The 25,003-nt window shown below is 33.0% G+C and carries 23 protein-coding genes and 1 tRNA gene; 12 read left to right on the top strand and 12 right to left on the bottom strand.

Annotation, left to right across the window (positions count from 1 at the left end):
* Positions 1–45: 45 nt before the first annotated feature.
* Positions 46–1,134, bottom strand: coding sequence for a transporter (locus AACZ49_RS10825; protein WP_339654500.1), 1,089 nt, complete (start codon positions 1,132–1,134; stop codon positions 46–48).
* Between the two features lie 87 nt (positions 1,135–1,221).
* Between AACZ49_RS10825 and AACZ49_RS10820 the strand changes: the two genes are divergently transcribed.
* From AACZ49_RS10820 to AACZ49_RS10805, 4 genes are read left to right on the top strand one after another with little or no spacing between them, the layout of a single operon-like run.
* Positions 1,222–1,476, top strand: coding sequence for a DUF4834 domain-containing protein (locus AACZ49_RS10820; protein WP_339654497.1), 255 nt, complete (start codon positions 1,222–1,224; stop codon positions 1,474–1,476).
* Between the two features lie 32 nt (positions 1,477–1,508).
* The gene (locus AACZ49_RS10815; RefSeq protein WP_339654495.1) at positions 1,509–3,944 is read left to right on the top strand and encodes a YfhO family protein; all 2,436 of its coding nucleotides are present in this window, start codon (positions 1,509–1,511) and stop codon (positions 3,942–3,944) included.
* Positions 3,944–5,215 carry a glycosyltransferase family 4 protein gene (locus AACZ49_RS10810; RefSeq protein WP_339654492.1) on the top strand — a complete coding sequence of 424 codons (1,272 nt, stop codon included), beginning with the start codon at positions 3,944–3,946 and terminating at the stop codon, positions 5,213–5,215. Before AACZ49_RS10815 ends, AACZ49_RS10810 begins: the two co-directional genes overlap by 1 nt.
* Positions 5,215–6,669 (top strand): polysaccharide biosynthesis C-terminal domain-containing protein, encoded by a 1,455-nt coding sequence (locus AACZ49_RS10805; protein ID WP_339654489.1) that lies wholly within the window; start codon positions 5,215–5,217, stop codon positions 6,667–6,669. The genes AACZ49_RS10810 and AACZ49_RS10805 overlap by 1 nt, the downstream gene beginning before the upstream one ends.
* Positions 6,670–7,014: 345 nt before the next feature.
* Here the strand turns inward: AACZ49_RS10805 and AACZ49_RS10800 are convergent, their stop codons facing one another.
* Positions 7,015–7,206 carry a hypothetical protein gene (locus tag AACZ49_RS10800; RefSeq protein ID WP_339654486.1) on the bottom strand — a complete coding sequence of 64 codons (192 nt, stop codon included), beginning with the start codon at positions 7,204–7,206 and terminating at the stop codon, positions 7,015–7,017.
* A gap of 86 nt (positions 7,207–7,292) precedes the next feature.
* On the bottom strand, positions 7,293–7,451 hold the full coding sequence (locus tag AACZ49_RS10795; RefSeq protein ID WP_339654484.1) for a hypothetical protein: 159 nt from the start codon (positions 7,449–7,451) through the stop codon (positions 7,293–7,295).
* A gap of 397 nt (positions 7,452–7,848) precedes the next feature.
* Here AACZ49_RS10795 and AACZ49_RS10790 point away from each other — a divergent pair, with 397 nt between their 5' ends.
* Positions 7,849–8,733 (top strand): RluA family pseudouridine synthase, encoded by an 885-nt coding sequence (locus AACZ49_RS10790; protein WP_339654481.1) that lies wholly within the window; start codon positions 7,849–7,851, stop codon positions 8,731–8,733.
* Positions 8,734–8,796: 63 nt separating this feature from the next.
* On the opposite strand, the gene AACZ49_RS10785 is transcribed toward AACZ49_RS10790, so the two are convergent.
* Positions 8,797–9,981, bottom strand: a complete 1,185-nt coding sequence (locus tag AACZ49_RS10785; RefSeq protein WP_339654479.1) for a hypothetical protein — start codon at positions 9,979–9,981, stop codon at positions 8,797–8,799.
* Positions 9,982–10,114: 133 nt separating this feature from the next.
* Positions 10,115–12,895: an excinuclease ABC subunit UvrA gene (gene uvrA / locus AACZ49_RS10780; protein ID WP_339654476.1), complete on the bottom strand. Its 2,781-nt coding sequence runs from the start codon at positions 12,893–12,895 to the stop codon at positions 10,115–10,117.
* Positions 12,896–13,137: 242 nt separating this feature from the next.
* On the opposite strand from uvrA, the gene AACZ49_RS10775 reads away from it, so the two are divergent.
* The 3 genes from AACZ49_RS10775 (at position 13,138) to AACZ49_RS10765 (ending at position 14,916) form a co-directional block, all read left to right on the top strand.
* The gene (locus AACZ49_RS10775; protein ID WP_079512031.1) at positions 13,138–13,719 is read left to right on the top strand and encodes a sigma-70 family RNA polymerase sigma factor; all 582 of its coding nucleotides are present in this window, start codon (positions 13,138–13,140) and stop codon (positions 13,717–13,719) included.
* 74 nt (positions 13,720–13,793) lie between these two features.
* Positions 13,794–13,937 carry a hypothetical protein gene (locus AACZ49_RS10770; RefSeq protein ID WP_339654472.1) on the top strand — a complete coding sequence of 48 codons (144 nt, stop codon included), beginning with the start codon at positions 13,794–13,796 and terminating at the stop codon, positions 13,935–13,937.
* 397 nt (positions 13,938–14,334) lie between these two features.
* Positions 14,335–14,916 carry a sigma-70 family RNA polymerase sigma factor gene (locus AACZ49_RS10765; RefSeq protein WP_339654470.1) on the top strand — a complete coding sequence of 194 codons (582 nt, stop codon included), beginning with the start codon at positions 14,335–14,337 and terminating at the stop codon, positions 14,914–14,916.
* A 228-nt stretch (positions 14,917–15,144) separates the two neighbouring features.
* Here the strand turns inward: AACZ49_RS10765 and nth are convergent, their stop codons facing one another.
* Positions 15,145–15,810, bottom strand: coding sequence for an endonuclease III (gene nth, locus AACZ49_RS10760; protein ID WP_339654468.1), 666 nt, complete (start codon positions 15,808–15,810; stop codon positions 15,145–15,147).
* A gap of 55 nt (positions 15,811–15,865) precedes the next feature.
* On the opposite strand from nth, the gene bcp reads away from it, so the two are divergent.
* Complete coding sequence (gene bcp / locus AACZ49_RS10755; RefSeq protein ID WP_339654466.1) at positions 15,866–16,318, top strand: thioredoxin-dependent thiol peroxidase; 453 nt, start codon at positions 15,866–15,868, stop codon at positions 16,316–16,318.
* Between the two features lie 80 nt (positions 16,319–16,398).
* Here the strand turns inward: bcp and AACZ49_RS10750 are convergent, their stop codons facing one another.
* Complete coding sequence (locus tag AACZ49_RS10750) at positions 16,399–17,859, bottom strand: TonB-dependent receptor (RefSeq protein ID WP_339654463.1); 1,461 nt, start codon at positions 17,857–17,859, stop codon at positions 16,399–16,401.
* Between the two features lie 170 nt (positions 17,860–18,029).
* Here AACZ49_RS10750 and AACZ49_RS10745 point away from each other — a divergent pair, with 170 nt between their 5' ends.
* Both AACZ49_RS10745 and AACZ49_RS10740 read left to right on the top strand, forming a co-directional pair.
* Positions 18,030–18,806 (top strand): MBL fold metallo-hydrolase, encoded by a 777-nt coding sequence (locus AACZ49_RS10745; RefSeq protein ID WP_339654461.1) that lies wholly within the window; start codon positions 18,030–18,032, stop codon positions 18,804–18,806.
* 2 nt (positions 18,807–18,808) lie between these two features.
* Positions 18,809–19,303: a hydrolase gene (locus AACZ49_RS10740; protein ID WP_339654458.1), complete on the top strand. Its 495-nt coding sequence runs from the start codon at positions 18,809–18,811 to the stop codon at positions 19,301–19,303.
* Here AACZ49_RS10740 and AACZ49_RS10735 read toward each other — a convergent pair.
* The 5 genes from AACZ49_RS10735 to AACZ49_RS10715 all read right to left on the bottom strand — a co-directional run bounded on the left by AACZ49_RS10735 (position 19,300) and on the right by AACZ49_RS10715 (position 24,608).
* A complete protein-coding gene (locus tag AACZ49_RS10735; protein WP_339654455.1) occupies positions 19,300–19,959 on the bottom strand; it encodes an alpha/beta fold hydrolase in 660 nt (219 codons plus the stop codon). The two genes, AACZ49_RS10740 and AACZ49_RS10735, sit on opposite strands and share 4 nt — an antisense overlap.
* A gap of 4 nt (positions 19,960–19,963) precedes the next feature.
* The gene (locus AACZ49_RS10730) at positions 19,964–20,293 is read right to left on the bottom strand and encodes a hypothetical protein (protein WP_091624773.1); all 330 of its coding nucleotides are present in this window, start codon (positions 20,291–20,293) and stop codon (positions 19,964–19,966) included.
* Positions 20,294–20,298: 5 nt separating this feature from the next.
* Positions 20,299–21,555 (bottom strand): dihydroorotase, encoded by a 1,257-nt coding sequence (locus AACZ49_RS10725; RefSeq protein WP_339654452.1) that lies wholly within the window; start codon positions 21,553–21,555, stop codon positions 20,299–20,301.
* A gap of 26 nt (positions 21,556–21,581) precedes the next feature.
* Complete coding sequence (locus AACZ49_RS10720) at positions 21,582–23,495, bottom strand: BatA domain-containing protein (RefSeq protein ID WP_339654449.1); 1,914 nt, start codon at positions 23,493–23,495, stop codon at positions 21,582–21,584.
* A 105-nt stretch (positions 23,496–23,600) separates the two neighbouring features.
* Complete coding sequence (locus AACZ49_RS10715) at positions 23,601–24,608, bottom strand: glycosyltransferase family 2 protein (RefSeq protein ID WP_339654446.1); 1,008 nt, start codon at positions 24,606–24,608, stop codon at positions 23,601–23,603.
* A 159-nt stretch (positions 24,609–24,767) separates the two neighbouring features.
* Here AACZ49_RS10715 and AACZ49_RS10710 point away from each other — a divergent pair.
* Positions 24,768–24,852 (top strand) — tRNA-Ser (locus AACZ49_RS10710).
* The last annotated feature ends 151 nt before the right edge of the window (positions 24,853–25,003 follow it).

The following is a 25,003-nucleotide window of genomic DNA, read 5'->3' as shown; positions in this document are numbered from 1 at the left end:
AACTGAAAAGAGGTAAGTAATGAAAATCAAATAGAAATTAGTGGCTTAAAAGTCTATTTCGCCACTATTTTTCTTTTTATTCTTCTCTGCCTTCTTTAATTTTTTTAGTTGCTTTTTTGAAGGTCCAAGGTCAATATCTTCAGCTCCGATGCCATTACCTTGTTTCTTTTTCTTTTTTTGTTTTTTCATGGTATCCTTATCAATCGCACCACCATTTTGGTCAGCTTCTTGATCTTCAATTGCAATTAGACTGTCTTTGTGAAAATCCATTCTATATGAACCACCTAGACCAATGAAAATTCTAGAAGGTGTATTTTTTAAACTAGCCCCCATATTAAAATCTAATTGAAGGTTTTCCTTCAGCAAATGTGCAATACCTCCTCTAATTAATAAATCGGCATATCTATCACTTTGTATTCCTTGGTGTTCAACAAATACACTCCACTTAGGATTTCTAAAAGCGTGAGACAGGGAAATTAAATAGCTTAATTCTGGATCATCAGAACTAATACGGTCATAAGCAGTATTTGTAATAAGAACGAATCTTGGTGTAATTCGACTTTGAGTAGCAATCATACCTCGGTATGATAAGGTTGGTTCACCAACATAAAATGGGTTGTCACCTAGTACGAAATTGGCTCCGCCATATAGGGAAACAGCAGGTATTAAATTTTTAAATTGAAATTTATTATTTGCTCTCCAGCTATATAAATTTGGTTTATTCGCTTCTGGATTTTTAAATGGATCGTAAACTAAATACTTTAGCCCTAAACGATTTCTTGAAAAATCTCTTCGCTTAGCTAAGAGATTAAAATTTGTGTATGTGATATCTTGATCTTGAAAAGTACCTTCAAAATTGATCTCTAATCGTTCAAACAATAATCCGTAACGTAAAGAAATGTCACTAGCCCAAATATCAGATTGGGTGTTCAATAAAGTGTGGTCACGCTGTTCGTAGAATACTCCTAACTCGGCCTGGACAACATTTTTACCAACGGCGTATGCACTTACCGAAAGACCTGGTCTGTTAGAATTTATAACATCTGTATATTGTGAAATACCAACCAAAGGCAGTAATAGTAGAATACTTAATACGTATTGATATGATTTTGAGTAGACCAATAGACTATTCATGAACACGATTTTATATTTATTTTAATATTATGATTCTAGTTATACAACGTGATAATTGTATTTTTGATATACTTAAGCACTAATAAAATGGCTTTTTTTAAAACTTTATTGATAATTCTTTTGGTGTATTACTTACTAAAATTTTTAGTAAAGTTATTTGCGCCAAAAATTTTGAGCTACGCGGCAAAGAAAACTGAATCGCATTTTAAACAAGCATTTGATAATCAACATTCTTCAGAAGAGGATAATATTGGAGACGTTATTATAAATAAGAAGTCTTCAAAGAAAAAAGCCAATTCAGAAAAAGTAGGCGAATACATTGATTTTGAAGAGCTAGACTAGTTATCTTTGCTAAAACACTACTTATTTAGCACATGAAGCAAGGCTTAAAATTCTTTTTCATCCATTTTTTCGTAATCGTATTTTTTATCATTGCCGCATTGGCATACTTCAGCCCTGTGCTTCAAGGTAAGGTAATGTACCAGCACGATATTGTCCAATACACAGGGATGGCAAAGGAACAGAACGATTTCAGAAAATCGAAGGACCAAGAACCATATTGGACAAATAGCGCATTTGGTGGCATGCCCACGTATCAATTAGGTGCAAATTATCCTCATAATTATATTAAACAATTAGACCGATTAATTCGATTTTTACCAAGACCTGCCGATTATCTATTTTTATATTTGATAGGATTTTATATTCTTCTTTGTTGTTTGAAAGTTGATTATCGTTTAGCTATAGTAGGTGCTTTAGCTTTTGGTTTTTCAACATACCTTATAATTATATTAGGTGCGGGGCACAACGCAAAAGCTCATGCTATTGCCTACTTGCCTGTTCTCTTGGCAGGCATTGTTCTTGTCTTTAGGAAAAAATATCTTTGGGGTTTTGTTTTAACGGCTTTGGCAATGGCATTAGAAATCACAGCCAATCATTATCAAATGACCTATTACTTTATGCTACTTGTGCTTATTTTGGGCATAGTGTATTTGGTTTATGCAATTAAGGAAAAGCAAATCAAGCATTTTTTCATTTCTGTGGGTATCTTATTACTGGCAGTTACTCTAGGTATCGCGGCAAATGCTACTGGCTTAATGGCGACAAAAGAGTATGCGGATTGGAGTACACGTGGAAAAAGTGAATTGACCATAAACCCCGATGGTTCTGCAAAAGAAGATACGGGTGGTCTTAGTAAAGGATATATAACTCAATGGAGTTACGGTATTACAGAATCATTGAATTTGTTTGTGCCACGCCTTTTTGGTGGCGCAAGTCAAGAAAATTTAGGCGAAGATTCGAAGTCTTTTAATTATTTGATAGACAAAGGCTTGCCTAGATCAAGTGCTTTAGATTTTGTCAGTGGTTTGCCGTTATATTGGGGAAAGCAACCGATTACCTCTGGTCCAGCATATTTAGGGGCGGTACTATTTTTTCTTTTTGTTTTTGGTTTGTTCTTAGTAAAAGGAAAGCATAAATGGTGGCTTTTGATTGGTTCATTGGTATCGTTGATTTTGTCATGGGGTAAAAATTTCAGTACACTTACCGATTTCATGATCGACTATTTTCCATTATATGATAAGTTTAGGGCTGTTTCATCTATACAAATTGTATTAGAACTTTGTGTACCTATTTTGGCAATTATTGCTTTGAAAAAATTATTCATGGATAAAGTTCCGCAAGCGGATAAAATTAAATCTTTGACTTTTGCTACGGGTACTGTTTTTGGATTAGGTGTATTATTATTTGTATTTAAGGGAGCTTTTGATTTCGTTGGTGCAAACGATGATAATTTGAGAATGACAGGTTTAGAGGAGCTGCCTGAAATGTTGCGCTTGGATCGTAAAAGTGTTTATACAAGTGATTTATTGCGCTCGCTGGGGTATGTTTTGGTTACTGCAGTATTGCTATGGTTTTATTTGAAGGAGAAATTGAAAATGAATTTCATAATAATTGCTATTGGAGTTCTAGTTGTGGTTGATTTGGTCGGAGTTGATTTACGTTATGTAAACAACGATAATTTTGTGTCTAAACGTAAAATGTTAGAGCCTTTTCAAGAATCTACTGCAAACAAGCTGATTGCTCAAGACAATAGTGTGTTTCGTGTTTTTGACCAAACCGATGGTTTTGACTCAGCGAAAACTGCATATTTTCATCAGAGTATAACAGGCTACCATGCCGCGAAACCTGCTGGTATGCAAGATTTATTTAATTTTCATGTATACAATGGTAATCTGTCAGTTTTGAATATGTTGAATGTTAAATATGTAATTAGACAAGATGAAGATGGTAATTCTTTTCCAATCGAAAATCCGAATGGAAATGGTAATGCTTGGTTTGTAAAACAGCTTAAGCCTGTTGAAAATGCCAACGCCGAGATTATGGCGCTAGACAGTTTAGATACCAAGAATGTTGCGGTAGTAAATGCATCTACATTTAAGGATATAACGCAATTAGAATTTCAAATTGATTCTACAGCATCAATTTCTTTAATCGATTATGAACCAAATCATCTTACATACGAATCAAAGAATAGTAATGAAGGTGTAGCTGTTTTTTCAGAAATGTATTATAAGAAAGGATGGAATGCTTATATAGATGGTAAAGAGAGCGAATATTTTAAAGTTGATTATGTACTTAGAGCTTTAACAATTCCTTCAGGAGAGCATAAAATAGAATTTAAGTTTGAACCAGATGTTGTAGTACAGGGTAGTAAAATAACCTTGGCAAGCACAATATTGCTAGGTTTTGTAATTGTAGGTGGTATAGGTTTTACCTTTTGGAAGCCTAGAAGGAAGGAAACAGCGTAATGAGAAAAGTTCTGGTCATTACGTATTATTGGCCACCCGCTGGCGGACCTGGTGTGCAACGATGGCTAAAATTCGTAAAGTATCTTAGAGATTTTGATATTGAACCGGTATTATATATACCTGATAATCCACATTACCCCCTTACCGACAAAACATTTTTAAAGGACATTCCGAACGATTTAATTATCTACAAACATCCAATAAAGGAACCATATCGATTGGCTTCTTTATTTTCAAGTAAGAAGACTAAACGTATTAGTTCTGGTATTATTCAGTCTAAAAATCAGTCGTTTGTTGAAAAAGCTTTTTTATGGATTAGGGGTAATCTCTTTGTTCCTGATGCAAGAAAATATTGGATAAAACCATCGGTGAATTATTTGAAAGGTGTGTTAGAAAAAGAAGGGGTCGATACCATTATTACAACTGGACCGCCGCACAGTGTTCATCTTATTGGATATTATTTAAGGCAAACAAAACCTGTACGTTGGATTGCAGATTTCAGAGATCCTTGGACAAGTATAGGCTATCATAAAAAATTAAAGCTCACTTCTTCTGCGAAACGTAAGCATAAGGTGTTAGAATTTAACGTTCTAAATTCTGCCGATAAAATTATTGTAACAAGTGCCACTACAAGAGATGAGTTTCAGCAAATTACGAATCAGCCTATTCAAGTAATAACCAATGGCTTTGATGGTAGTATCTCAATGAATCAAAATCTTGATGAAAAATTTACTATTTCTCACATTGGGTCTATGCTTACAGGTCGTAATCCTATTAAATTATGGGAGGTTTTATCAGAATTGTCGAAACAAAATAGTGAATTTAAAAATGCCTTGCAGTTACAATTCATTGGTGTTATCAGTGATGATGTTTTACAGTCGTTGAATGATTTGGGTTTACAGAATCATATTAATGTTATTGGTTACGTTTCGCATGAAAGAGCGTTAGAATATCAAAAAAAATCGCAAATTTTGCTTTTGGTAGAAATCGATTCACAGGAAACTATTGGAATAATACCAGGAAAATTATTCGAATATATGGCGGCAAAACGACCTATTTTAGGGGTAGGTCCTGAAAATTGGGAAGTTGCTGATATGGTATCTCATACCAAATCAGGTCGCATATTTGAACATTCGGATGATATTGCCCTTAAAAGCTTACTTTTAGATTGGTTTGCTCAATTTCAGAAAGGAGAATTATCAGTAACCTCTAAAAATATAGAGCAATATAGCAGAAGGGAACTCACTCGAAAATTGGCTGAATATATTTAATGGGAATCGTACTAAAACAATCATTGAATAATACTATTGTTACCTACATTGGTTTTGCAATAGGAGCGGTCAATACCCTGTTTTTGTACACCAATTTTATGCAGCCCGATAATTATGGACTTATCCAAGTTATTTTATCGGTTTCTGCGGTGCTTATGCCGATTCTTGCATTTGGGGTACCCAATAGTTTGGTGAAATTCTATTCTAGTTTTAAGAACGATAGTGCTCAAGACGGCTTTTTGACCTTAATGTTGCTTCTTCCCTTAGTGCTCATAGTTCCTATAGGTATACTTAGTTATTTTGCAAATGAAACTATAGGTAACCTGCTCTCAAAAGAGAATAATATAGTAAGAGGTTATGTATGGCATATTTTCTTTGTAGGTATGGCTATGGCTTATTTCGAAGTGTTTTATGCTTGGGCAAGAATTCGAATGAAGTCTATGTTTGGCAATTTTATGAAAGAGGTTTTTTGTAGAGTTGCTCAATCTATTCTACTTATGCTATTATGGTTCAAGATTATTGATATTGAGTTCTTTATTAATGGCTTGGTTGGGTGCTACCTTGTAAGAACCATTATCATGAAATTGTATGCCTACCAACTGCGTAAACCTAAACTTAATTTTAACTTTCCAAAAAATTGGCAGGGCATTATAAAATATAGTGCTTTGATAATTTTAGGAGGTTCGACCGCCATTGTACTTATGGAGGTGGATAAGGTTATGTTGAATAATTATCTAAAGATTGAAAATGTAGCCTATTATGCTGTTGCTGGGTTTATTGCTTCGACAATTGCGGTTCCATCTAGAGCTATGCATCAAATAACGTATCCATTAACAGCAACATATTTAAATGATAAAAACAAGTCGGCTTTAAAAGAATTGTATCAAAAAAGTTCATTGACACTTTTCATAGTTTCAGGGCTACTTTTTCTTTTAATCCTTGTTAACCTAAGTGAATTATATGAATTGCTTCCTAAGAAATATTCAGGTGGTTTTATGATTGTTTTTTGGATAGGACTGGCAAAAGTTTACGATGCTCTTTTAGGTAATAATAATTCCATATTATTCAGTTCAGACTACTACAGGTCCATATTGTTGTTTGGAGTTTTATTGGCTGTCTTGGCCATAGTTTTTAATTTATGGCTTATACCGACTTATGGTATAGATGGTGCTGCAATAGCAAGTTTCACTGCGTTTTTTATATACAATACTTTGAAATTGGTTTATGTGAAAGCAAAGTTTAAAATTGTTCCTTTCACCCACGAAACTTGGAAAGTTTTTGCTTTATTGATTGTTGTCGGCGTATTATTCACCACGTTCTCTCTTCCTTTTCATTCCATCATAAATATTACAATCAAAAGCCTATTGATGATAATTACGTATCTAGGTATTCTGTACAGATTTAAGATATCTGAAGATGTATTTATTTTTTTGAGTAAATACTTAAGTAAATAATTATATTTTGGTTTCTACCTTTTTATGAGAGGTTTGTATACCGTATTGCTGCTTATAGATTTTTATTATAATTAAGAAAAACTTAGAATTAATGGGCCAAAAATAAGACCCACAAATCCGAACAAAGGAATACCGATCAATACGCCGATTAAAGTAATTAGTGGATGAGTACTATCTAGTTTTTTTATACAAATAGTCAATTAACATTATCTGTAATACCAACCATCAAAATTCTGTATAGTAATATCGCCCAAGCTTGAAAATCGTTTCCACTAGCCATGCTTAAAACAAATATCGAAAATATACCAATGAACGTTCCAATAAAAGGCATCATTGATTCAATGGTTACAATAACAAACCAGGATAACGGATTTTCAATACCGAAAATAAAAAGCCGATAAGGGCAATTATGCTTTTTGCCAATGCTACTAAAGGAATTGCAATTGCTTTTGAACGCACAACACTATCTATTTCCTTACCCAATATCAACAGTGTTTTATTGGTTAAGGAAATGTATTCCAAAAGTGAATCTTTCAATTGCTGCGGACTTTTTAACATATAGTTTAGTGAAATTAAAGGATGCCAAATGAAATGAACATATTGAATGTTCCGCTCGCGAAACCTTAAATATTTTCTGCTAACCAACCTGGTGCTTGCTCAGGATCTATGGTAGAGGAAACATCGTATTGCATATATTTTTCAAGTTGGAATATTTGCTCTTTAAGTGCTTTTGTTACTTGTTCAGATTTATCGGCTAAGTTTCCTAGTTTAGTACTTAGCATGAAATCAGCACCTGGTAAGGAAAAAAAATACCGATGACCGAAACAATAATAAGTAGTAAGGCCACCCATGTCCTTTTTAAACCTTTATTGATTAGTTTTAACATCCATTTTCTTAGAATTACATATAAAGTAAGTGCCCCAAAGAACCACAGAGATATAAGGAAGCATATATGTTATAATCAACCCACCTAGATATAGGATAAGCGATAGAATTATAAGCTGTCTAATAATCTTATGGTTAATTCTTTTCATTTTTGGGGATTTTCTTGAGAAAATAAAACACTGTGAAAGGTATATATAGAATACAACTTTAATTAACTCACATACTTAATTTTGTGATTCAAAAATTACTTAATAACCTTAGCGGAGATTATAATTACAGTACAGACAATTATATATGGGATTAGTAGAAACACATATTGCAGTAATTTCTTTAGAAGTAAAAAGATTGCAAGAATATGGGGTAGGGGTGTTCAAAAGAATTACCACAAAGTCTGCTTTAAAAAAGGCTATTAAAAAGAAAATGGTTTTTGTTGATGGTAAAGTTGCGTCTACTGCGACCTTTATAAAGGGAGGAGAAAGAATTGAATATCGATATACCGCAGATAATAGTTTGGAAACGCGTCTTAAATTAAATTTAAACGTTATTTATGAAGACGATCACTTAGCGGTAATCAATAAGCCAGCTGGTATATTGGTAAGTGGAAACGGCTTTAAGACAGTAGCAAAAGCTTTAAACCAAAACTTAAAGACAAGCCCTATTTTAGATCCGGTACAACCACAACCTGTTCATCGTTTAGATTATGCAACCACAGGTTGTCTTTTAGTAGGTAAAACGAGTACATCAATAATTGCATTGAATCAATTATTTGAGAGCAAGAAAATTCATAAAAACTATTATGCTGTCACTATTGGAAATATGAAACCTTCAGGTATTATTGTTGAACCTATAGATGGAAAACCCGCTATTTCAACTTTTCAAGTTATAGAAACGATTGTTTCCCATAGATTTAAATTTTTGAATTTGGTAAAATTAACTCCTAAAACAGGTCGTCGGCATCAGTTAAGAAAGCATATGTTAGCAATTGGAAATCCTATCCTAGGTGATGCATCATACTTTTTAAAAGATTTACTTTTAACAGGAAAGGGGCTTTATTTACATGCACATTCTATGGAATTTCTTCATCCTATTTATGAAGAGAGAATGTTTATAACAGCTTTAAGCCCTAAAAAAATTATTAAATTATTTCCAAACTACATTTCAGATACAAATGGTTCATAAAGAAAGCGCCGTAATGAACGTATTCATCACGGCGCTAAACAACTAACCAACCTAAAAACTATCTTAATTTCTTCTACTGCTTTTAGCTGTAGCCGATCTTGAAGTTGTGCTTCTTGAAGGAGCTTTACTTACTGATCTTGATGTTGTACTTCTACTTACTGTTTTTTGAGTTCTCGCAGGACTCTTGGTCAATGTTCTAGAAGCAGTGGTACTACGTTGAGTTCTTGACTCTGTACTTCTGGCTACAGGTTTTTTATACGTAGTAGTACTTCTTTTTACAGTTGTACTTCTAGGTGTGCTTGTTACCTCTCTATTGGTACCTGTTCTACCTTGACTACTACGTGCCGCAGAATTATTTGCTCTGTTCACTGTACCCTTATTTCTTGTAGATTTTGTATCCTCTCTTTTGGTCACTGTTCTATCTTGATTGCTACGTGATGTAGTAGATCTAGTTGATACAGCATCTCTATTAGTTGTAGTCTTATTATAAGCTAAAGATCTGTTAGTTCTTAAACCATTATCTCTTTTAGCTACATTTCCATTGCTTCTATAAGAATTATCTCTAACTGCAACTCGCTTGTCATTTCTGTAAACAGTAGTTCTTTCGTTTCTTACCTTGTTATATCTATGTTGCTTACCAATATTAACATAGGCTCTTCTATAATTATTTCTATAAGGACTGTAGTAAGAATATCGTACTGGCGTATAATATCTTCTATATGGACGGTTATATACTAAACTAAAACCAATTATTGGTCTTGAGAACCATCTGTGAAAAGGTTGATACACATAGTTTCTATTGTAAATATTGATATAGCCAGTGTGGTAATCATAAAAACCACGGTTGTTATAGTAAACATACATACCGCCAACTCTACGAACACGATTGTTAAGGTAATTGATATCTACTTCTCCAATTTGACTTACGCGACCATAATAATCATAATAAATTGGTACATTTTCAACTTGTATTACAGCGCCATAATCATCATATTGAGCATATGGACTATAGTCAAAACCAGAGTTAAAAGTTATGCCATCTCTTCTGCCTGATATTTGATTCTCTATATAAAAATCAAATTCTCCGTCAGGATATACAGAAAATGTAATTCCATTTTCAACAAAAATAAATGAGTTGTCGTATCTATAAGCATTGCTGGTAGCAACCTTATCTTCATTAATACCTGTGGCAAAAACACCTGTGGTGCCTAAAATCATCGCCGTAAAAAGGAGTACAAAGTTCTTCATGATATAAGGTTTTAAATTCTGAGTATAAATATTCATACTCGATTATCCTATTACAAACAGCGTGCCAAAAAAAAAGGTAATTAATTATTTAATTGACAATCAGTTACTTATATGTTGTTTTGCCTTTGAAGAACTAATGTAATTTTTCCATTAAGTAACCGGCTGTAAAAGATTTTTTGTTTTTAACTACCTCTTCTGGTGTACCTTCAGCCAATAATTGTCCACCATTTTCACCACCACCAGGACCAAGGTCAATAATATAGTCGGCACATTTTATTAAATCGATATTATGTTCGATCACCACAATTGAATGTCCTTTTTTAATAAGAGCATTAAATGATTTTAATAGTTTTTGAATATCATGGAAGTGTAAGCCTGTTGTAGGTTCATCGAAAATGAATAGCGCTTTATCCTTGGTGCTTCCCTTAATAAGGAAAGATGCTAATTTAATACGTTGAGCTTCGCCACCGGAAAGAGTAGAAGACGATTGTCCCAAAGTAACATAGCCAAGTCCTACATCTTGTAATGGTTTAAGTTTGGTAACAATTTTAGTCTGTTCTCCAGTTTCAAAAAATAGAATTGCATCGTCGATGGTCATATTAAGAATATCATCGATATTGGCATTGTTGAAGGTAACTTCTAGTACTTCTTTCTTAAAACGTTTACCGCTACATGTTTCACATTCTAAATGAACATCGGCCATAAACTGCATCTCTACAGTAATCTCACCCTCACCTTTACATTTTTCACAACGTCCGCCATCAACATTAAATGAAAAATGTTTGGCCTGATAATTCCTGATTTTGCTTAATTTTTGACTAGCATATAAATTTCTAATATCATCATATGCTTTAATGTACGTGACAGGATTAGAACGAGAAGACCTGCCGATTGGGTTTTGATCAACAAACTCTACATGCTTTATGTGTTTGTATTTACCTTCTATAGAAGTAAATTGACCCGATTTTTCACCATAGCCACCTACTTCTTTTAATATAATGGGATAAAGCAATTTTTTTACCAACGTACTTTTTCCGCTTCCAGAGACTCCAGTTACCACGGTGAGCATATCTAGTGGAAAGGTTACATCTATATTTTTAAGGTTATGTTCCCGTACACCTTTTATGGTGATATGGTTTTGAGAAGTTCTTCGTTCTTTAGGAACCCTAATTTCCATTTTTCCATTTAGATACTGAGCTGTAAGGGATTTAGATTTTAGTATCTCGTTCAGGGTACCTTGTGCGACAACCTTTCCGCCATGTGTTCCTGCTTCGGGTCCTATATCAATAACCATATCAGCGGCCTTCATGATATCTTCATCATGCTCAACAACGATTACCGTATTGCCTAAATTCCGTAGTGATATAAGAACTTCAATAAGGTTCTCAGTGTCTTTTGGGTGAAGCCCTATACTTGGCTCATCTAATATATACATTGATCCTACCAAGCTACTTCCTAATGATGTAGCAAGGTTTATTCGTTGACTTTCACCACCTGATAGCGTGTTCGATTTACGATTTATGGTAAGATAATCTAAGCCAACTTTTTCTAGAAAACCAAGTCGAGTATTTATTTCTATCAATAACCTAGCGGCAATCGTAGCATCATTATCATTTAGTTTTAGTTCATGAAAGAATACAATAAGTTTTTCTATAGATAACCCTACTAGCGATGAAATTGAAGCTCCACCAACTTTTACATAATCAGTCTCGGGCCGTAATCGCTTTCCATTACAGACATCGCATTTTGTTTTACCTCGATACCTAGATAACATTACCCTGTTCTGTATTTTATAACTTTTCTCCTCTAACATTCCAAAGAACTTGTGTAAACCTATAAAATGAGCATTGCCTTTCCATATAAGTTGTTGTTGTTCTTCTGTGAGTTCATACCAAGGTTTATGAATAGGGAAATCATATTTATAGGCAGAGTTAACTAATTGATCACGATACCAGTTCATGCTTTCACCACGCCACGGAAAAATTGCATTTTCATAAACAGATAATGCAGTGTTCGGTACTACTAAATCTTGGTCTATACCAATTACATCACCGTAGCCTTCACATTTCGGACATGCACCATAAGGATTGTTAAAACTAAACAAATGCACATTTGGCTCTAGAAAGGTTATTCCATCAAGCTCAAACTTATTACTAAATGGTGTTTGATTGCCATTGCTTAATTCTTCAACGATACAATTTCCCTTGCCTTCAAAAAATGCTGTATCCACGGCATTTGCTAATCGATTGTAAAAGTCTTCATCATCTTTGGTGATTATTCTATCAATAACAAGATCAAAGTTTTTACCTATATCTTTTGGAGCTTGGTCAATGCGTAAAACTTCATTTTTATATTTAATACGAGCATAGCCCTGTTTTGAAAATAACTCCAATGATTTAATTGCATCTCTATCATCACGAATGGTAATAGGGGCAAGAAGTAAAAGCTTAGTTTGTTCTTCAAAGGATCTAACATGATTGACAACATCTGTTACGGTATGCTTTTTTACTTCGTAACCAGAAATAGGAGAAAATGTTTTACCGATACGGGCATATAGAAGTTTTATATAATCATAAATTTCTGTAGTCGTGCCAACTGTTGATCTAGGGTTGGTTGAATTTACCTTTTGCTCAATAGCAATTGCGGGTGCAATACCTTTTATATAGTCAACTTTCGGTTTGTCGAGCTTACCCAAAAATTGTCTTGCATATGAAGAAAGGCTTTCTACATAACGTCTTTGACCTTCTGCATATAGTGTGTCAAAAGCTAAACTAGATTTACCAGAACCAGATAGTCCTGTAATTACAACCAGTTTGTTTCTAGGAATAACCACATCTATATTTTTAAGATTGTGCAGTTTGGCACCCTTAATTATGATGTTTTCTTTCGGATTTATTTGGGATAGTGTAGGCATACGAATTTCTAAGCTTACAAAGATACGCTTTGCCTTTTTTCTGAACTAAAAAATGCAGTTTATCTAAAATAACATAAGAAATTTTCACATTTCTATAAGAGTATCTATTTTTTTATATCTTTGGAATAATACAAATATTCAATTAGCCTATAAAGCAACATTACTTTTTAAAGTTAGAATTTAACCACTAGACCCTTATTCATTGAATTTGGGACTACATTTTAACCCCTAAAGTAAAGTTTATGGTAGTACAAATTGAAGATTCCCAATTAGTAAAGCAATATATTCAAGGAGATGAAAGAGCGATTGAAGCCCTTATCAATCGTCATAATTCTCGTCTTACCGGTTTTATCTATTCTAAAGTAGGTGACCGCGAATTAACCGAAGATATTTTTCAAGATACATTTATGAAAGTTATACGCACCTTAAAAAAGGGAGCATATAATGAAGAAGGTAAATTTTTACCTTGGGTTATGCGTATAGCACATAATTTGGTTATTGACCATTTTAGAAAGCATAATAGAATGCCAATGTATAATAGTAAAGAAAGCTATAATATATTTTCTTTATTAGGTGATGATAAATTAAATGCTGAAAAGCAATTGATTAAAGAGCAAATAGATTCAGACTTACTTAAGATGATTAAAGAACTGCCAGAAGACCAGCAAGAGGTTTTAGAAATGCGGATATATAAGGACATGAGTTTTAAAGAAATTTCTGATAATACTGGTGTCAGTATTAATACTGCATTAGGGAGAATGCGCTACGCTTTAATTAACCTTAGAAAGTTGGTAGAAGCAAATAGTATTGTTTTAACGAATTAATAGGTTAAAGGTCGAGTGGATCTACTATCTTCATTCATGTGTCGTTCTTTAGTTGAACCTAAACAACAAGTACCATGGAAAAAATTTACAAAGAGGATAATAATAATACTGCTTTAGTTAAAGCTAAACCTGAAACAATTCAGTTTTTACTATCATATTCTAAATCCTTAGAGATAACAGAAGTTAAAGGTTTACAATTTGAAAGTAACTTAAACTAACATTACCGATCAATTATATATAACCCTTAGGCTTTGCCTAGGGGTTTTTTAGTTTAAACCCATGATGAAAGGTGATTAGGTGCTCTTGTAACATGTTTGTAAGTAGATTTTACACACTTAGATTTTATAAAATAACATGTCTATTATATAGTAATTACTTGTTCTATTTATTTATGTTTAGAATTTCAGGCTTCTAAAATTGCACTCTGAACTTTCCAAAGTTGCTTTTATTGTATCGAAATATACGTTTTCGATGTTTCACATCAAAAATGCGTGGTTTGACAACATACTTTTTTGCACAGCACCCCTTTTCTCTAGTTTTATATCAGAAATAAGAAATAAACCATTTAACTAACAAGATTATCCTAACCTTAACCATTTAAAGAAAGTAACTCGTATGAAACTACAAATTGAAGACTCAGAATTAGTAAGGGATTACATCAGCGGTGATGAAGGTGCCTTAGAAGTTTTAATCAACAGACACAATCAGCGTATTACAAGTTTTATTTATTCTAAGGTTTTAGATAAGGATATCACCGAAGATATATTTCAAGATACCTTTATTAAGGTTATCAAAACTTTGAAAAGAGGTAAGTACAGCGAGGAAGGTAAATTTTTACCTTGGGTAATGAGAATATCTCACAACCTTATTATAGATCACTTCAGAAGAAATAAGAGAATGCCAATATTTGAAGGTAGCGATGACTTTAATATTTTCTCTGTAATAGGAGATGATAAGTTAAATGCTGAAAAACAATTAATAAAAAATCAAATCGACACCGATTTAAGACAATTGGTTGAAGAATTACCAGATGATCAAAAAGAAGTTCTTTTAATGCGTATCTATAAAGATATGAGTTTTAAAGAAATCTCAGAAAACACAGGTGTTAGCATCAATACGGCTTTAGGTAGAATGCGATATGCATTAATTAATCTTAGAAAAATCATTGAGAAAAATAATATAGTTCTTACTAATTAACAGTGGTATAAATTTAGAATAAACAATATTTCCAAATTTGCGTCGTTATTTTATTGTAACAACGTAGGAAGTATGGAAAAAATTTACTCTAATTACCAAGAACAGACCGAATTTAATAAAGTATGTCCCAAGACAATTAACTTTTTGTTAAGTTATTCACAGGCACTTTTTGAATTTGAGTACGAAGATTTAAGTTTCGAAACATTTTTAAATTAAGAAAAAGACCCGCTATAAGCGGGTCTTTTTCTTTTTATAGTATTCATTCAATACTTTTTTTCTCCCAATTGTCTTTGTGATAATGTCTTTATCCATATCCCAGCCTCTAGCAGGTGAGTATTCGCGCCCGTACCATATTATTTGTAGATGAAGATCATTCCATAGTTCTCTCGGAAATAATCTCTTTGCATCTTTTTCTGTCTGTACTACATTTTTACCATTAGTAAAGCCCCATCTATAAAGTAATCTATGAATATGTGTGTCTACAGGAAATGCAGGAATGCCAAATGCTTGGGATACCACTACGCTAGCAGTTTTATGACCAACAGCAGGAAGTTCTTCTAAATATTCTAGTTCTTGGGGTACAAAACCATTATGTTTATCAATCAAAATTCTTGAAAGTCCGTGTATACCTTTTGCCTTCATAGGAGATAATCCCACGGGTTTTATAATAGTCCTTATTTCATCTACAGTTAATTTTACCATATCATATGGGTTGTCAGCTTTTGCAAATAGAAGCGGAGTAATTTTATTTACGCGGACATCAGTACTTTGTGCAGACATTAAAACAGCAATGAGCAGGGTATAGGGGTCTTTATGGTCCAAGGGTACGGGTATTTCAGGATAAAGTTCCTGAAGTGTTGAAATTGTAAAAGCTATTTTTTCTGCCTTAGTCATTAATTGTTTAATTTTGAATGAAAATATTTAAACACAAATTTATAAAACTTCATTTATGAATACGTTAAAAATAGGCGATAAAGTACCTGCATTTACAGCTAAAGACCAAGATGGTAATACGATTAGTTTAGATGATTATAAAGGAAAAAAAATAATTGTATTTTTTTATCCAAAAGCCAGCACACCTGGTTGCACTGCCGAAGCATGTAATTTAAGGGATAATTATAAGGAATTACAAACCGAAGGTTATGAACTTTTAGGGGTAAGTGCAGATTCGGAGGCTAGACAAGCAAAGTTTAAGGAAAAATATAATTTTCCATTTCCATTATTGGCAGATGAAGACCATACGGTAATTAATGCTTTCGGGGTTTGGGGCCCAAAGAAGTTTATGGGTCGAGAATATGATGGTATTCATAGAAAAACATTTGTAGTCGATGGTAATGCTATTGTTACTAAGATAATTGACAAAGTAAAGACAAAAGACCACACTGCTCAATTATTAGAATAGAAGGTTATATGCTAAAATAAAAAGAGCGACCATTTTTAATGGTCGCTCTTTTAATGTTTTTTAGACTTTAACTCTTTGCGCTAAGTTTCTTCAGTGTCTATTTCAATCGTTTTTCTAACGAATAGATTTTTTTCCTTTATAATTTCTGCAATTCCTTCAGGTAACATTTTTTCCCATCCTTCTTCATTATTCATTAATTTCTTAAGTACATCTCTAGAGAAAATATGCATGACATCAGGTTCGTAATCTATGATATCCATAACCTTACCATTGTATTTGAAGAATTTATATAATTCTTTCATACGTGGATGAACCTTAACATTGTTGCTTGTCATTATTTGACCAGTATCGGGGTTCTTCATTGGATATAGATACACCTGTAAATCCTTAAAGAACAGTTTACCGAATGCTTCAAGTATACCTCCACTTAAATGGCGATAATATTTTTCATCGAATATGTCTACCAAGTTATTGACACCCATGGTAAGGCCTATTCTATTTTTGGTGAAATTATTAAAGTATTCAACTAGTTTATAATACTCTTGAAATTTAGAGATCATTACGGAATGGCCTAGAGAACATAACAGTTCTGCACGGTCCATAAAATCTTGCTCATCAATTTCTCCAGATGCTTTTAAGTTAGAAAGTGTGATTTCAAAAATTACGATGGTATTATTTTGGTCTACTTGGGGATCTCTTATGAATATGTCATAAGATTTCTCAAACATGTCTAAATTTACTTTAGTTACCGGCCTAAAACTACCGCGTAGTGCCAAAATATTTTTCTTGTAAAGCACAGCTGCAGGTAAAAGGTTATTACCATCAGGGCCGAACATTACTGCATCTGTCATGTCATTTTTAATAAGCTGTAAACTCATTAAACGGTTATCGACATCTTTAAAATTTGGGCCAGAAAAATTAACCATGTCAATTTCTAATGTATCCTTATCTATATGATCATATAAATATTTCAACATTTTCTTAGGTTTGTCATATTTATAAAAGGCACCATATATTAAATTAACCCCAAGAATACCAAGTGTTTCTTGTTGTAATCTTGCTTCGTTCTGCTTAAAACGAATGTGGAGTATAATTTCATCAAATTCCTTTTGCTTCGGGTCTAATTGATAACGAATACCAATCCAACCATGACCTTTATATCGTTTTGAGAAATCGATAGTAGCAACAGTATTGGCATATGAGAAGAATAACCTGTCAGGATGGTTTTTACGACTAATACGTTCTTCCATCAACTGCATTTCATGAGAAAGCATCGTTTTTAAACGTGCTTGTGTCACATATCTACCATCTTTCTCAATACCATAAATAGCGTCACTAAAATCTTTGTCATATGCGCTCATCGCTTTTGCGATGGTACCAGAGGCTCCACCGGATCTAAAGAAATGACGGGCAGTCTCTTGTCCTGCACCAATTTCTGCGAAAGTTCCGTATATATCTGGATTAAGATTAATACGTAAGGTCTTTGCTTTTATTGAAGGAATGTTTTCAAAGACACTATCTCTTTTTAATACCGATGCCATTTTTTACCTGTTTAACTTTTAACAAAGTTATAAAGAATGGTTGTGACAAAGGGCAATAGCCCGAAATAAATGGTATAAGATTTGCTTATTATTTCTAATGCAATTTAATTACAGGGATCTTCTTATTTTCAAACCTTTATTTTACTAAAAAGGAATTAAATTTGTAGTACATGATAGACGATTTACATGTTACTTTTTTAGGAACGGGAACTTCTCAAGGTATTCCAGTTATTGGTAGTACCCATCCTGTCTGTTTAAGTGATAATCCTAAAGACAAGCGTCTTAGAGTTTCTGTATTACTTTCATGGAAAGACTATAATTATGTGATTGATTGTGGTCCAGATTTTCGACAACAAATGCTACTACAGAATATAAATCACCTGAATGGTATTTTGTATACACATGAGCATTCGGATCATACTGCTGGCCTGGATGATATTCGACCTTTTTTCTTTAAACAAGGTGATATTCCCATTTATGCACATAAACGTGTAGTTAAATCATTGAAGAAACGGTTTGGCTATATTTTAAATGAGAAAGACAAATACCCTGGTGCACCTTCGGTTCATATTAATAAGGTGAAAAACAATGTACCGTTTTTTATAGGCGATTTAGAGGTAATACCTATAAATGTGCTGCATAACAAGCTTCAAGTCTTTGGATATAGGATAGGGGATTTTACATATCTTACAGATGTAAAAACAATGAAGGAAAAGGAAATTGAAAAAATTAAAGGCTCTAAAGTAGTTGTTGTAAACGCATTGCGATTAGAGCCACATTTATCTCACTTTAATTTAAAAGAAGCATTGGCTTTTATTGATAAGGTAAAGCCAGAGAAAGCTTATTTTACACATATAAGTCACCTACTAGGTTTTCATGATGAAGTAGAAAAAAGCTTACCTAAGAATGTACATTTGGCCTACGATAATTTAACTATTACCTTATAATTATGAAAAGTAAAATATTTCTATACCTGTTTTTATTTGTTTCTTTAATATGCCTATATCTATTTGTAAGTAGTGGTAATATGGCTGAGGCAAGTGGAAATAGAATTTCTAAATTGGAAAATGAAATAGAGTTACTTAAAGATTCAGTTCAGAAATCTAATTTGAAGGTGCTAGATATGCAGTATTTTTCATTGGAGAATAACGACGATGCCCTTGCTTATTTTGACCATCTTAAATTGGAGAATCCATCAGGATTTATTGCTGACAAGCTATTGGAAACCAATGAGCAAAAAGGAGATAATCCTTTAGTACCATATGAAGGTATGCAGAACGATTTTAAGATAAATAAAATTAAGGTATTGAACCACAAATGGATTCTAACCGATTTTTCTGATGGAAAATATTGGGGCGAATTATTAATTAAATATGAGTTAAAAGATGATTTAGGGGTAGATTTCACCCTAGTTGATCATTTATTATATACTCGTAGCAACTAAATTTTATCGGAAATCCATTTTTTAAATGAATAGAAGTTTTGAGGTAAGACACCATGTCCTGCAGGAAACTCTTCATATACATGTTTGATGTCTAGCTTTCTTAAAAATTCAGGAGATTTTCTTGCCCAGTCGATTGGTATAACTTGGTCCATGTCACCATGAGAGCAATAGAAATTTAGATTTTTAAAATTACTTTTTACATAGGAATCATTTAATATTTTTTCATTGATGTATCCACTTAAAGCAATAATATTTTTAATTTTTTCAGGGTATGATAGTGCTACGGCATAACTAAGAATGGTACCTTGACTAAACCCTAATAAATTTACATTCTGGTCATCTAACCCATAAGTAGAGCAAGCCTCATCAATAAAATTTATTATTTTTTCGCGAGATTCTATTGCTTGGTCATCATCGCTCCATTTTCCTTTTTCGGCATCAAAATTTATGGCATACCAAGCATATCCATAAGGTTGTAAAATGTAAGGTGCACGTATTGCAATTATGCACAATTCTTCTGGTAATTCTGGTGCAAAGGAAAATAAATCTTCTTCGTTACTTCCATAACCATGAAGCATAAAAAGCACTGGAGGTTTTTTATCGGTTAGGCTAGAAGGTCTAATAATATGTTCTAAAGATAGGGGAGCCGTTGTCATTTAATTATTGAATAAAAGTGAACCATTTTTGAAAGTATGGTCCAACAATTGGAACCTCTTGTTCTTTATCGCTTAGCGCTCCTAAAAAGCCATAAACCCAAAGAACTATGTAACATAGGTAAAGACCATAAAGTGCATATTGGTTGAACCAGACACTTGAAAATATGGCAAAACCATGAAACATTAAATGAAGCCCAAATGCTTGGCGTGTATGAAATCTTGCAAAACTATGTTTAGGTTCCATATTCATAGACATTGCTATGATGGCACCAATAATGGTTAAGTAAGCGATTACAGCTGTAGTTTTTCCGGGTATATTGTTCTTATTTTCCATCACTATTAATTGACCATTAATTGATTGTTTGCAATTGTACCTATTACCTTGCCCTTCATATTCTTACCTAATGCAATAGAGTTTTTACTACTGCTATAAATATTTTCCTCAGAAAATTTGTAGGTTTCTTCGGGAGTAAAAAGTGTTAAATTCGCTTTTTCGCCAACTTCAAGTTTAGGAGTTTCGATTCCGAAAATAGACCTTCCTTTGGTTAATAAAGCTATCGTTTCTTCAATGTCGAGTAATTCGTTTATCAATCCAAAAGAACTTTCAAGTCCAATAGAACCATAATCGGCATTGTCAAATTCAACATGTTTTAATTCAATGTTTAAAGGTGTATGATCAGAGGTTACTAAATCAATAGTACCGTTTTTTACTCCTTTTAGAAGCGCTTTAATATCTGATGAAGTTCTTAAAGGCGGCATTACTTTATACTGTGTATCAAAATCTTGAAGTTCATCATCTGTAATTAATAAATTATGAGCAGCAACACTGCAATAGACTTCTAAGCCTTTCTTCTTGGCTTCTGCTATTAACTTTACCGAATTTGCAGTTGATATTGTTGGTATGAATAATTTACCCCCTGTATATTCTAAAATAAATAAATCTCGCGCTATTTGTAATTCTTCCGACAATGTAGGAATACCTTTTAAACCTAGTTTTGTACTTGTAACTCCTTCATTTACAATTCCTTTTCCTGAGATACTTTTATCCATCGGAAAAGAAAAAACTAAACCATCAAAATTCTGAGCATATTGTAATGCAATTTTTAGAAGGTTGGCATTGCTAACCGGCTGTTTGTAATCATAAAAACCTAATGCACCTGAATTCTTCATGTCATAAAGCTCGGCAAGTGCAATACCATCACCATTAACGGTAAGGTTGCCTAAGGGATATAAACTTGTCAATTGGTCTTTGGCTGCATTTTTAAGATATACAATGTCTGAAGACGAATCTGGTGTTGGGTGACTACAAGTATTTAAAATAACATCTGTGAAGCCACTTTTAGCCGCAGTTAGCAAACCGTTTTCAATAGTTTCTCTTTCTTCATAACCTGGTTCGCCAAAGCAGATACCACTATCAAACCAACCGATAGAAACGTGTAGGTTCTTAACATCGATCACCTTTGTTTTACCTGTAGGTTCAATAGTGGTTTCAATGGCTTCAATTACTCCGTTTCTTATAAGAATATCTCTTTTTTTAAGATGCAGGTTCTTAGCGCTCCCATTTACTATCGTTACTGATTTTAAAAGTGTATTCATAGGGCAAAGGGTGGTTCAGTTATTACTTATTTTAAAAATCTTTGAAGTAATGTTTCTATAAGAACAAATGCTAATGCTAAAATAGCAAACCATTTCCAAAACTCATTTATGGAGTTATTCTTTTGACTTTCCATAAAGAAATTTGATAATGAGTTGTTGTTTTTTTCATCGGGTATTTGAGAATAGAGCAATTCACTTTCTTTTCTATTGTTATTAAAACTTATATGTCTTAAAATATTCTCGTTGTGCATAATTTTATAAATACCTGCTTCTTTAGGGTTTTCTATAAAATTGACTTTAACTTTTTTTGGTAATACGCGTTGCTGGGGAATGAAATCATTTTTTTCGTTTGATATTTTAATGACATCATCTTGTTGCAAAGTGATCGGTAATTCTATTTCAAACTTATTACCAAGGCTTGCGTATAAAGGAAGCAATTTTAAACTGTTTATTCCCATATTGTAGAATGTAGGAACTATTAAGGGTGAATTTTTAAAGTTAGAATTATCATTATTGATAGATGCAGTAAAGAAATAGGCATTATTAGTGCCTATTAAAAAGGGATCTTTATTCTGAAACAGAATCGCAATAGGTGCTTTTGAAGTCAATTTAAAACGTTCTTTAACTGTAGGGAATTGAAAATCTGTCACTTTTTTATCAAATACATTAGAAAAAAGCGGGTGCTCCGTTTTAATGGTAGAAATAGCCATATCCTGAACTATAGTATTTACATATCGACTATTGTTTGTAATGGCCAATTCGTTGTATGAATTTAAGTCCCCATCAATAGCGGGTATTAAAACATAGCTGCCACCATTTAAACTAAACGATTTTATGGCAGTAATAAGTGAATTAGGTAATTTTTGTATTTCGTTAAAGATTATCAAATTTTGATAATCGATAGCACTATAATTTAGTTGCTCTAATGTGCTAATTGTTAAAGTAAACTCATCATTTGAATAAATTCTATTTAAAAAATCTGCTGAGGTATTACTAATTACCAAGACCTTTATCTTAGACTTTTTATCCAGATTAAAATAAAACTGATTATCATATTCTAGCCCTGTATCGGTTAGTGCTACTTTTCCTAAAATTACGTCATTGGCATTTACAGTAAATCGTACTTCGGCATTTTTGTTGTCATCAAAGTTAGCGGCTGTTTTAGCGATAAGTACCTCTTTGTTAAATAGAGAAACAGGAACTGTCTGTTCAGAAGAATTAGTTGATAATTGTGCAACCAATTCTATAGTCTCATTAGTTTTGTTACCAATAAAAATAGAGTCTATAGAGGTATTGATAATTTTATGATCCGATGGTTTTACATAGGTGATAGTAACGTTGTTAATACTTTCTGTTTTTTTAATTGTGCCCATTCGCTGTTGAAAATCTGATATGAGGACTAAGTTTTTTTGAATACCACCCTTATTAGAAAAATAGGTGTTGCCCTTAAGTGTAATTTCGGAAATGCCAAGTTGTTCAGAGGTTACATTAAGGTTAAGTAGATCGTTCTGAATATCCTTGATTTCTACATCTTTAAAAACTTGATTATTTGTAAATAGGCTAAAATGCTGATCCTTTGGTATGGCTTTTATAAACTCTTGAATTGTATTTTTAAAAAGATTGCCGTTTTCAACTTGACCATTCATGCTAAAAGAATTATCTAAATAGAAAACAGTTTCTTTCTCTTGTAGGGCGGATTTTTTCGCAATGTAGGGTTGTGCAAAGGCAATTACTAGGGCCGCAAGTAAGCCTAAACGTGCAAGAAGTAACAACCATTTTTTTAAGGTGCTGCTTTTTCGTGATTCTGTAACCTCTTGTTTTAAGAATTTTACATTGGTAAAAGGTGTTTTCTTAAAACGACGTAATTGAAAAAGATGAATTAATATAGGAATAAGTAGTAGAAAAAGACCCCAAAGAATTTCTGGATATTTAAATTGCATTCCTGTTTTTGATTAGGTCAAAGATAATTATTTTGAATTTACGAGCTTATTAGATAACAACTATTATTTAAACATTTCAAAACTGATATTGTAAACCAAATATATCTAACAAAAGAAAAAATAATCTTTTGCAGGCTTTTGCTTTAAATTGCAGAAAAAGGATTGTATACTTATCTGTTCTTCCTCATTTGCTACGGTAATAATACTTTGAGAATTTTTAATGGTTTTCAGTTCAGAAAAGTGAATCAATTTTACTCCGTAAATATCTTTTCCGATTTTCTTCGGATTATCACATACCCACTTAAAATGTATGTTGTTTTCCGTGAGTAATTTGGCTATTGATTTCCCTTTCTTCCCAGCTCCCCATACTACAAGGGTTTTGTTGGGGTTGTATTCTAATTTTAGAAAATAATGAAGCTTAATTTCTAAAAAATAATTTTGAGCATAGTGCTCGCTGGTTCGTGAAGTTCGTGTATCATAATCGCGCCAATGGTGAATTACTTTGTTGCAAGGGATACAGGTAAGACCTTTTTCATAAAACCGAAATGCAAGATCATAATCTTCTGGATATCGGTTGTGTGCAAAAGCTCCGCATTTATCTAAATCCATTCTATGAACCATCCAGCAAGGGGAGGGAATAACACATTCTTTATAAATCTCTTCAAAGTTACTTCCGCCAGCAGTCAATTCGTTCAGCCATTTTGCATATCGGGCATAGCCGTCGTTTACTCCGTATTTAGCGAAGTACTTTACTTGTCCGATAGCCAACGAACCTTTTCCTTTTTCTTTCAAAGATACTAGCATGGTATTAATTCTGTCTTGGCTCATATAGTCGTCAGCATCCATTCGGGTTATAAATTCACCATCACTGTGCCTATATGCTTTTCGAAGAGCAGTTATAATACCCGATTCATCATTAGTGAATATTTTAAAACGATTATCTAATTTTGAAAAGCGTTCGGCTATTGCTAGGCTATTATCATCAGAATGGTCATTTATTGCAAGAACCTCCCATTTTTGGTAGGTTTGGTTGCGTATAGATTTTAAACATTCTTCAAAATATTCCTCAACATTCTTAAAAGGAATTAATATACTTACTAATGAATTTGTCATGTTGCCAAGTTACTTAAAAACTGAATCTCAGGCTTTTTACACTAAAATTAATTAAGTGAAAGTAATTAGGATGAAAATTAAATTAGAAAAGGCTTTATTAGATAAGAAATCATTTCTATATTTGCACCCGCATTCAGGGAATACCTGATGAGGCACTCAGGAGAAATGGCAGAGTGGTCGAATGCGGCAGTCTTGAAAACTGTTGAGGGTCACACCTCCGGGGGTTCGAATCCCTCTTTCTCCGCTTAGGAATTACCAAATTCCGCTAAAAGCCCGTAAACACTATGTTTTCGGGCTTTTTTGATTTTTTACAATATCATCCAAAACCATATAATATCAAATAAAAGGTGCGTGATTCGGTGCGTAAATATTTATACTAAAATACGCACCTAATA

Source organism: uncultured Maribacter sp., from assembly GCF_963975365.1.
Lineage (GTDB): Bacteria > Bacteroidota > Bacteroidia > Flavobacteriales > Flavobacteriaceae > Maribacter.
The sequence above is the reverse complement of the archived record's forward strand: the minus strand, read 5'-3'. Positions and strand labels throughout refer to the sequence as shown.

Coding starts and splice junctions, on each gene's coding strand:
- AACZ49_RS10720 (WP_339654449.1), bottom strand. CDS start 23,495: ATGCAATTTAAATATCCAGAAATTCTTTGGGGTCTTTTTCTACTACTT.
- bcp (WP_339654466.1), top strand. CDS start 15,866: ATGAATACGTTAAAAATAGGCGATAAAGTACCTGCATTTACAGCTAAA.
- AACZ49_RS10820 (WP_339654497.1), top strand. CDS start 1,222: ATGGCTTTTTTTAAAACTTTATTGATAATTCTTTTGGTGTATTACTTA.
- AACZ49_RS10825 (WP_339654500.1), bottom strand. CDS start 1,134: ATGAATAGTCTATTGGTCTACTCAAAATCATATCAATACGTATTAAGT.
- AACZ49_RS10730 (WP_091624773.1), bottom strand. CDS start 20,293: ATGGAAAATAAGAACAATATACCCGGAAAAACTACAGCTGTAATCGCT.
- AACZ49_RS10790 (WP_339654481.1), top strand. CDS start 7,849: ATGGGATTAGTAGAAACACATATTGCAGTAATTTCTTTAGAAGTAAAA.
- AACZ49_RS10715 (WP_339654446.1), bottom strand. CDS start 24,608: ATGACAAATTCATTAGTAAGTATATTAATTCCTTTTAAGAATGTTGAG.
- AACZ49_RS10745 (WP_339654461.1), top strand. CDS start 18,030: ATGATAGACGATTTACATGTTACTTTTTTAGGAACGGGAACTTCTCAA.
- AACZ49_RS10770 (WP_339654472.1), top strand. CDS start 13,794: ATGGAAAAAATTTACAAAGAGGATAATAATAATACTGCTTTAGTTAAA.
- AACZ49_RS10785 (WP_339654479.1), bottom strand. CDS start 9,981: ATGAAGAACTTTGTACTCCTTTTTACGGCGATGATTTTAGGCACCACA.
- AACZ49_RS10810 (WP_339654492.1), top strand. CDS start 3,944: ATGAGAAAAGTTCTGGTCATTACGTATTATTGGCCACCCGCTGGCGGA.
- uvrA (WP_339654476.1), bottom strand. CDS start 12,895: ATGCCTACACTATCCCAAATAAATCCGAAAGAAAACATCATAATTAAG.
- AACZ49_RS10795 (WP_339654484.1), bottom strand. CDS start 7,451: ATGCTAAGTACTAAACTAGGAAACTTAGCCGATAAATCTGAACAAGTA.
- AACZ49_RS10765 (WP_339654470.1), top strand. CDS start 14,335: ATGAAACTACAAATTGAAGACTCAGAATTAGTAAGGGATTACATCAGC.
- AACZ49_RS10735 (WP_339654455.1), bottom strand. CDS start 19,959: ATGACAACGGCTCCCCTATCTTTAGAACATATTATTAGACCTTCTAGC.
- AACZ49_RS10805 (WP_339654489.1), top strand. CDS start 5,215: ATGGGAATCGTACTAAAACAATCATTGAATAATACTATTGTTACCTAC.
- AACZ49_RS10775 (WP_079512031.1), top strand. CDS start 13,138: ATGGTAGTACAAATTGAAGATTCCCAATTAGTAAAGCAATATATTCAA.
- AACZ49_RS10740 (WP_339654458.1), top strand. CDS start 18,809: ATGAAAAGTAAAATATTTCTATACCTGTTTTTATTTGTTTCTTTAATA.
- AACZ49_RS10815 (WP_339654495.1), top strand. CDS start 1,509: ATGAAGCAAGGCTTAAAATTCTTTTTCATCCATTTTTTCGTAATCGTA.
- AACZ49_RS10725 (WP_339654452.1), bottom strand. CDS start 21,555: ATGAATACACTTTTAAAATCAGTAACGATAGTAAATGGGAGCGCTAAG.
- nth (WP_339654468.1), bottom strand. CDS start 15,810: ATGACTAAGGCAGAAAAAATAGCTTTTACAATTTCAACACTTCAGGAA.
- AACZ49_RS10750 (WP_339654463.1), bottom strand. CDS start 17,859: ATGGCATCGGTATTAAAAAGAGATAGTGTCTTTGAAAACATTCCTTCA.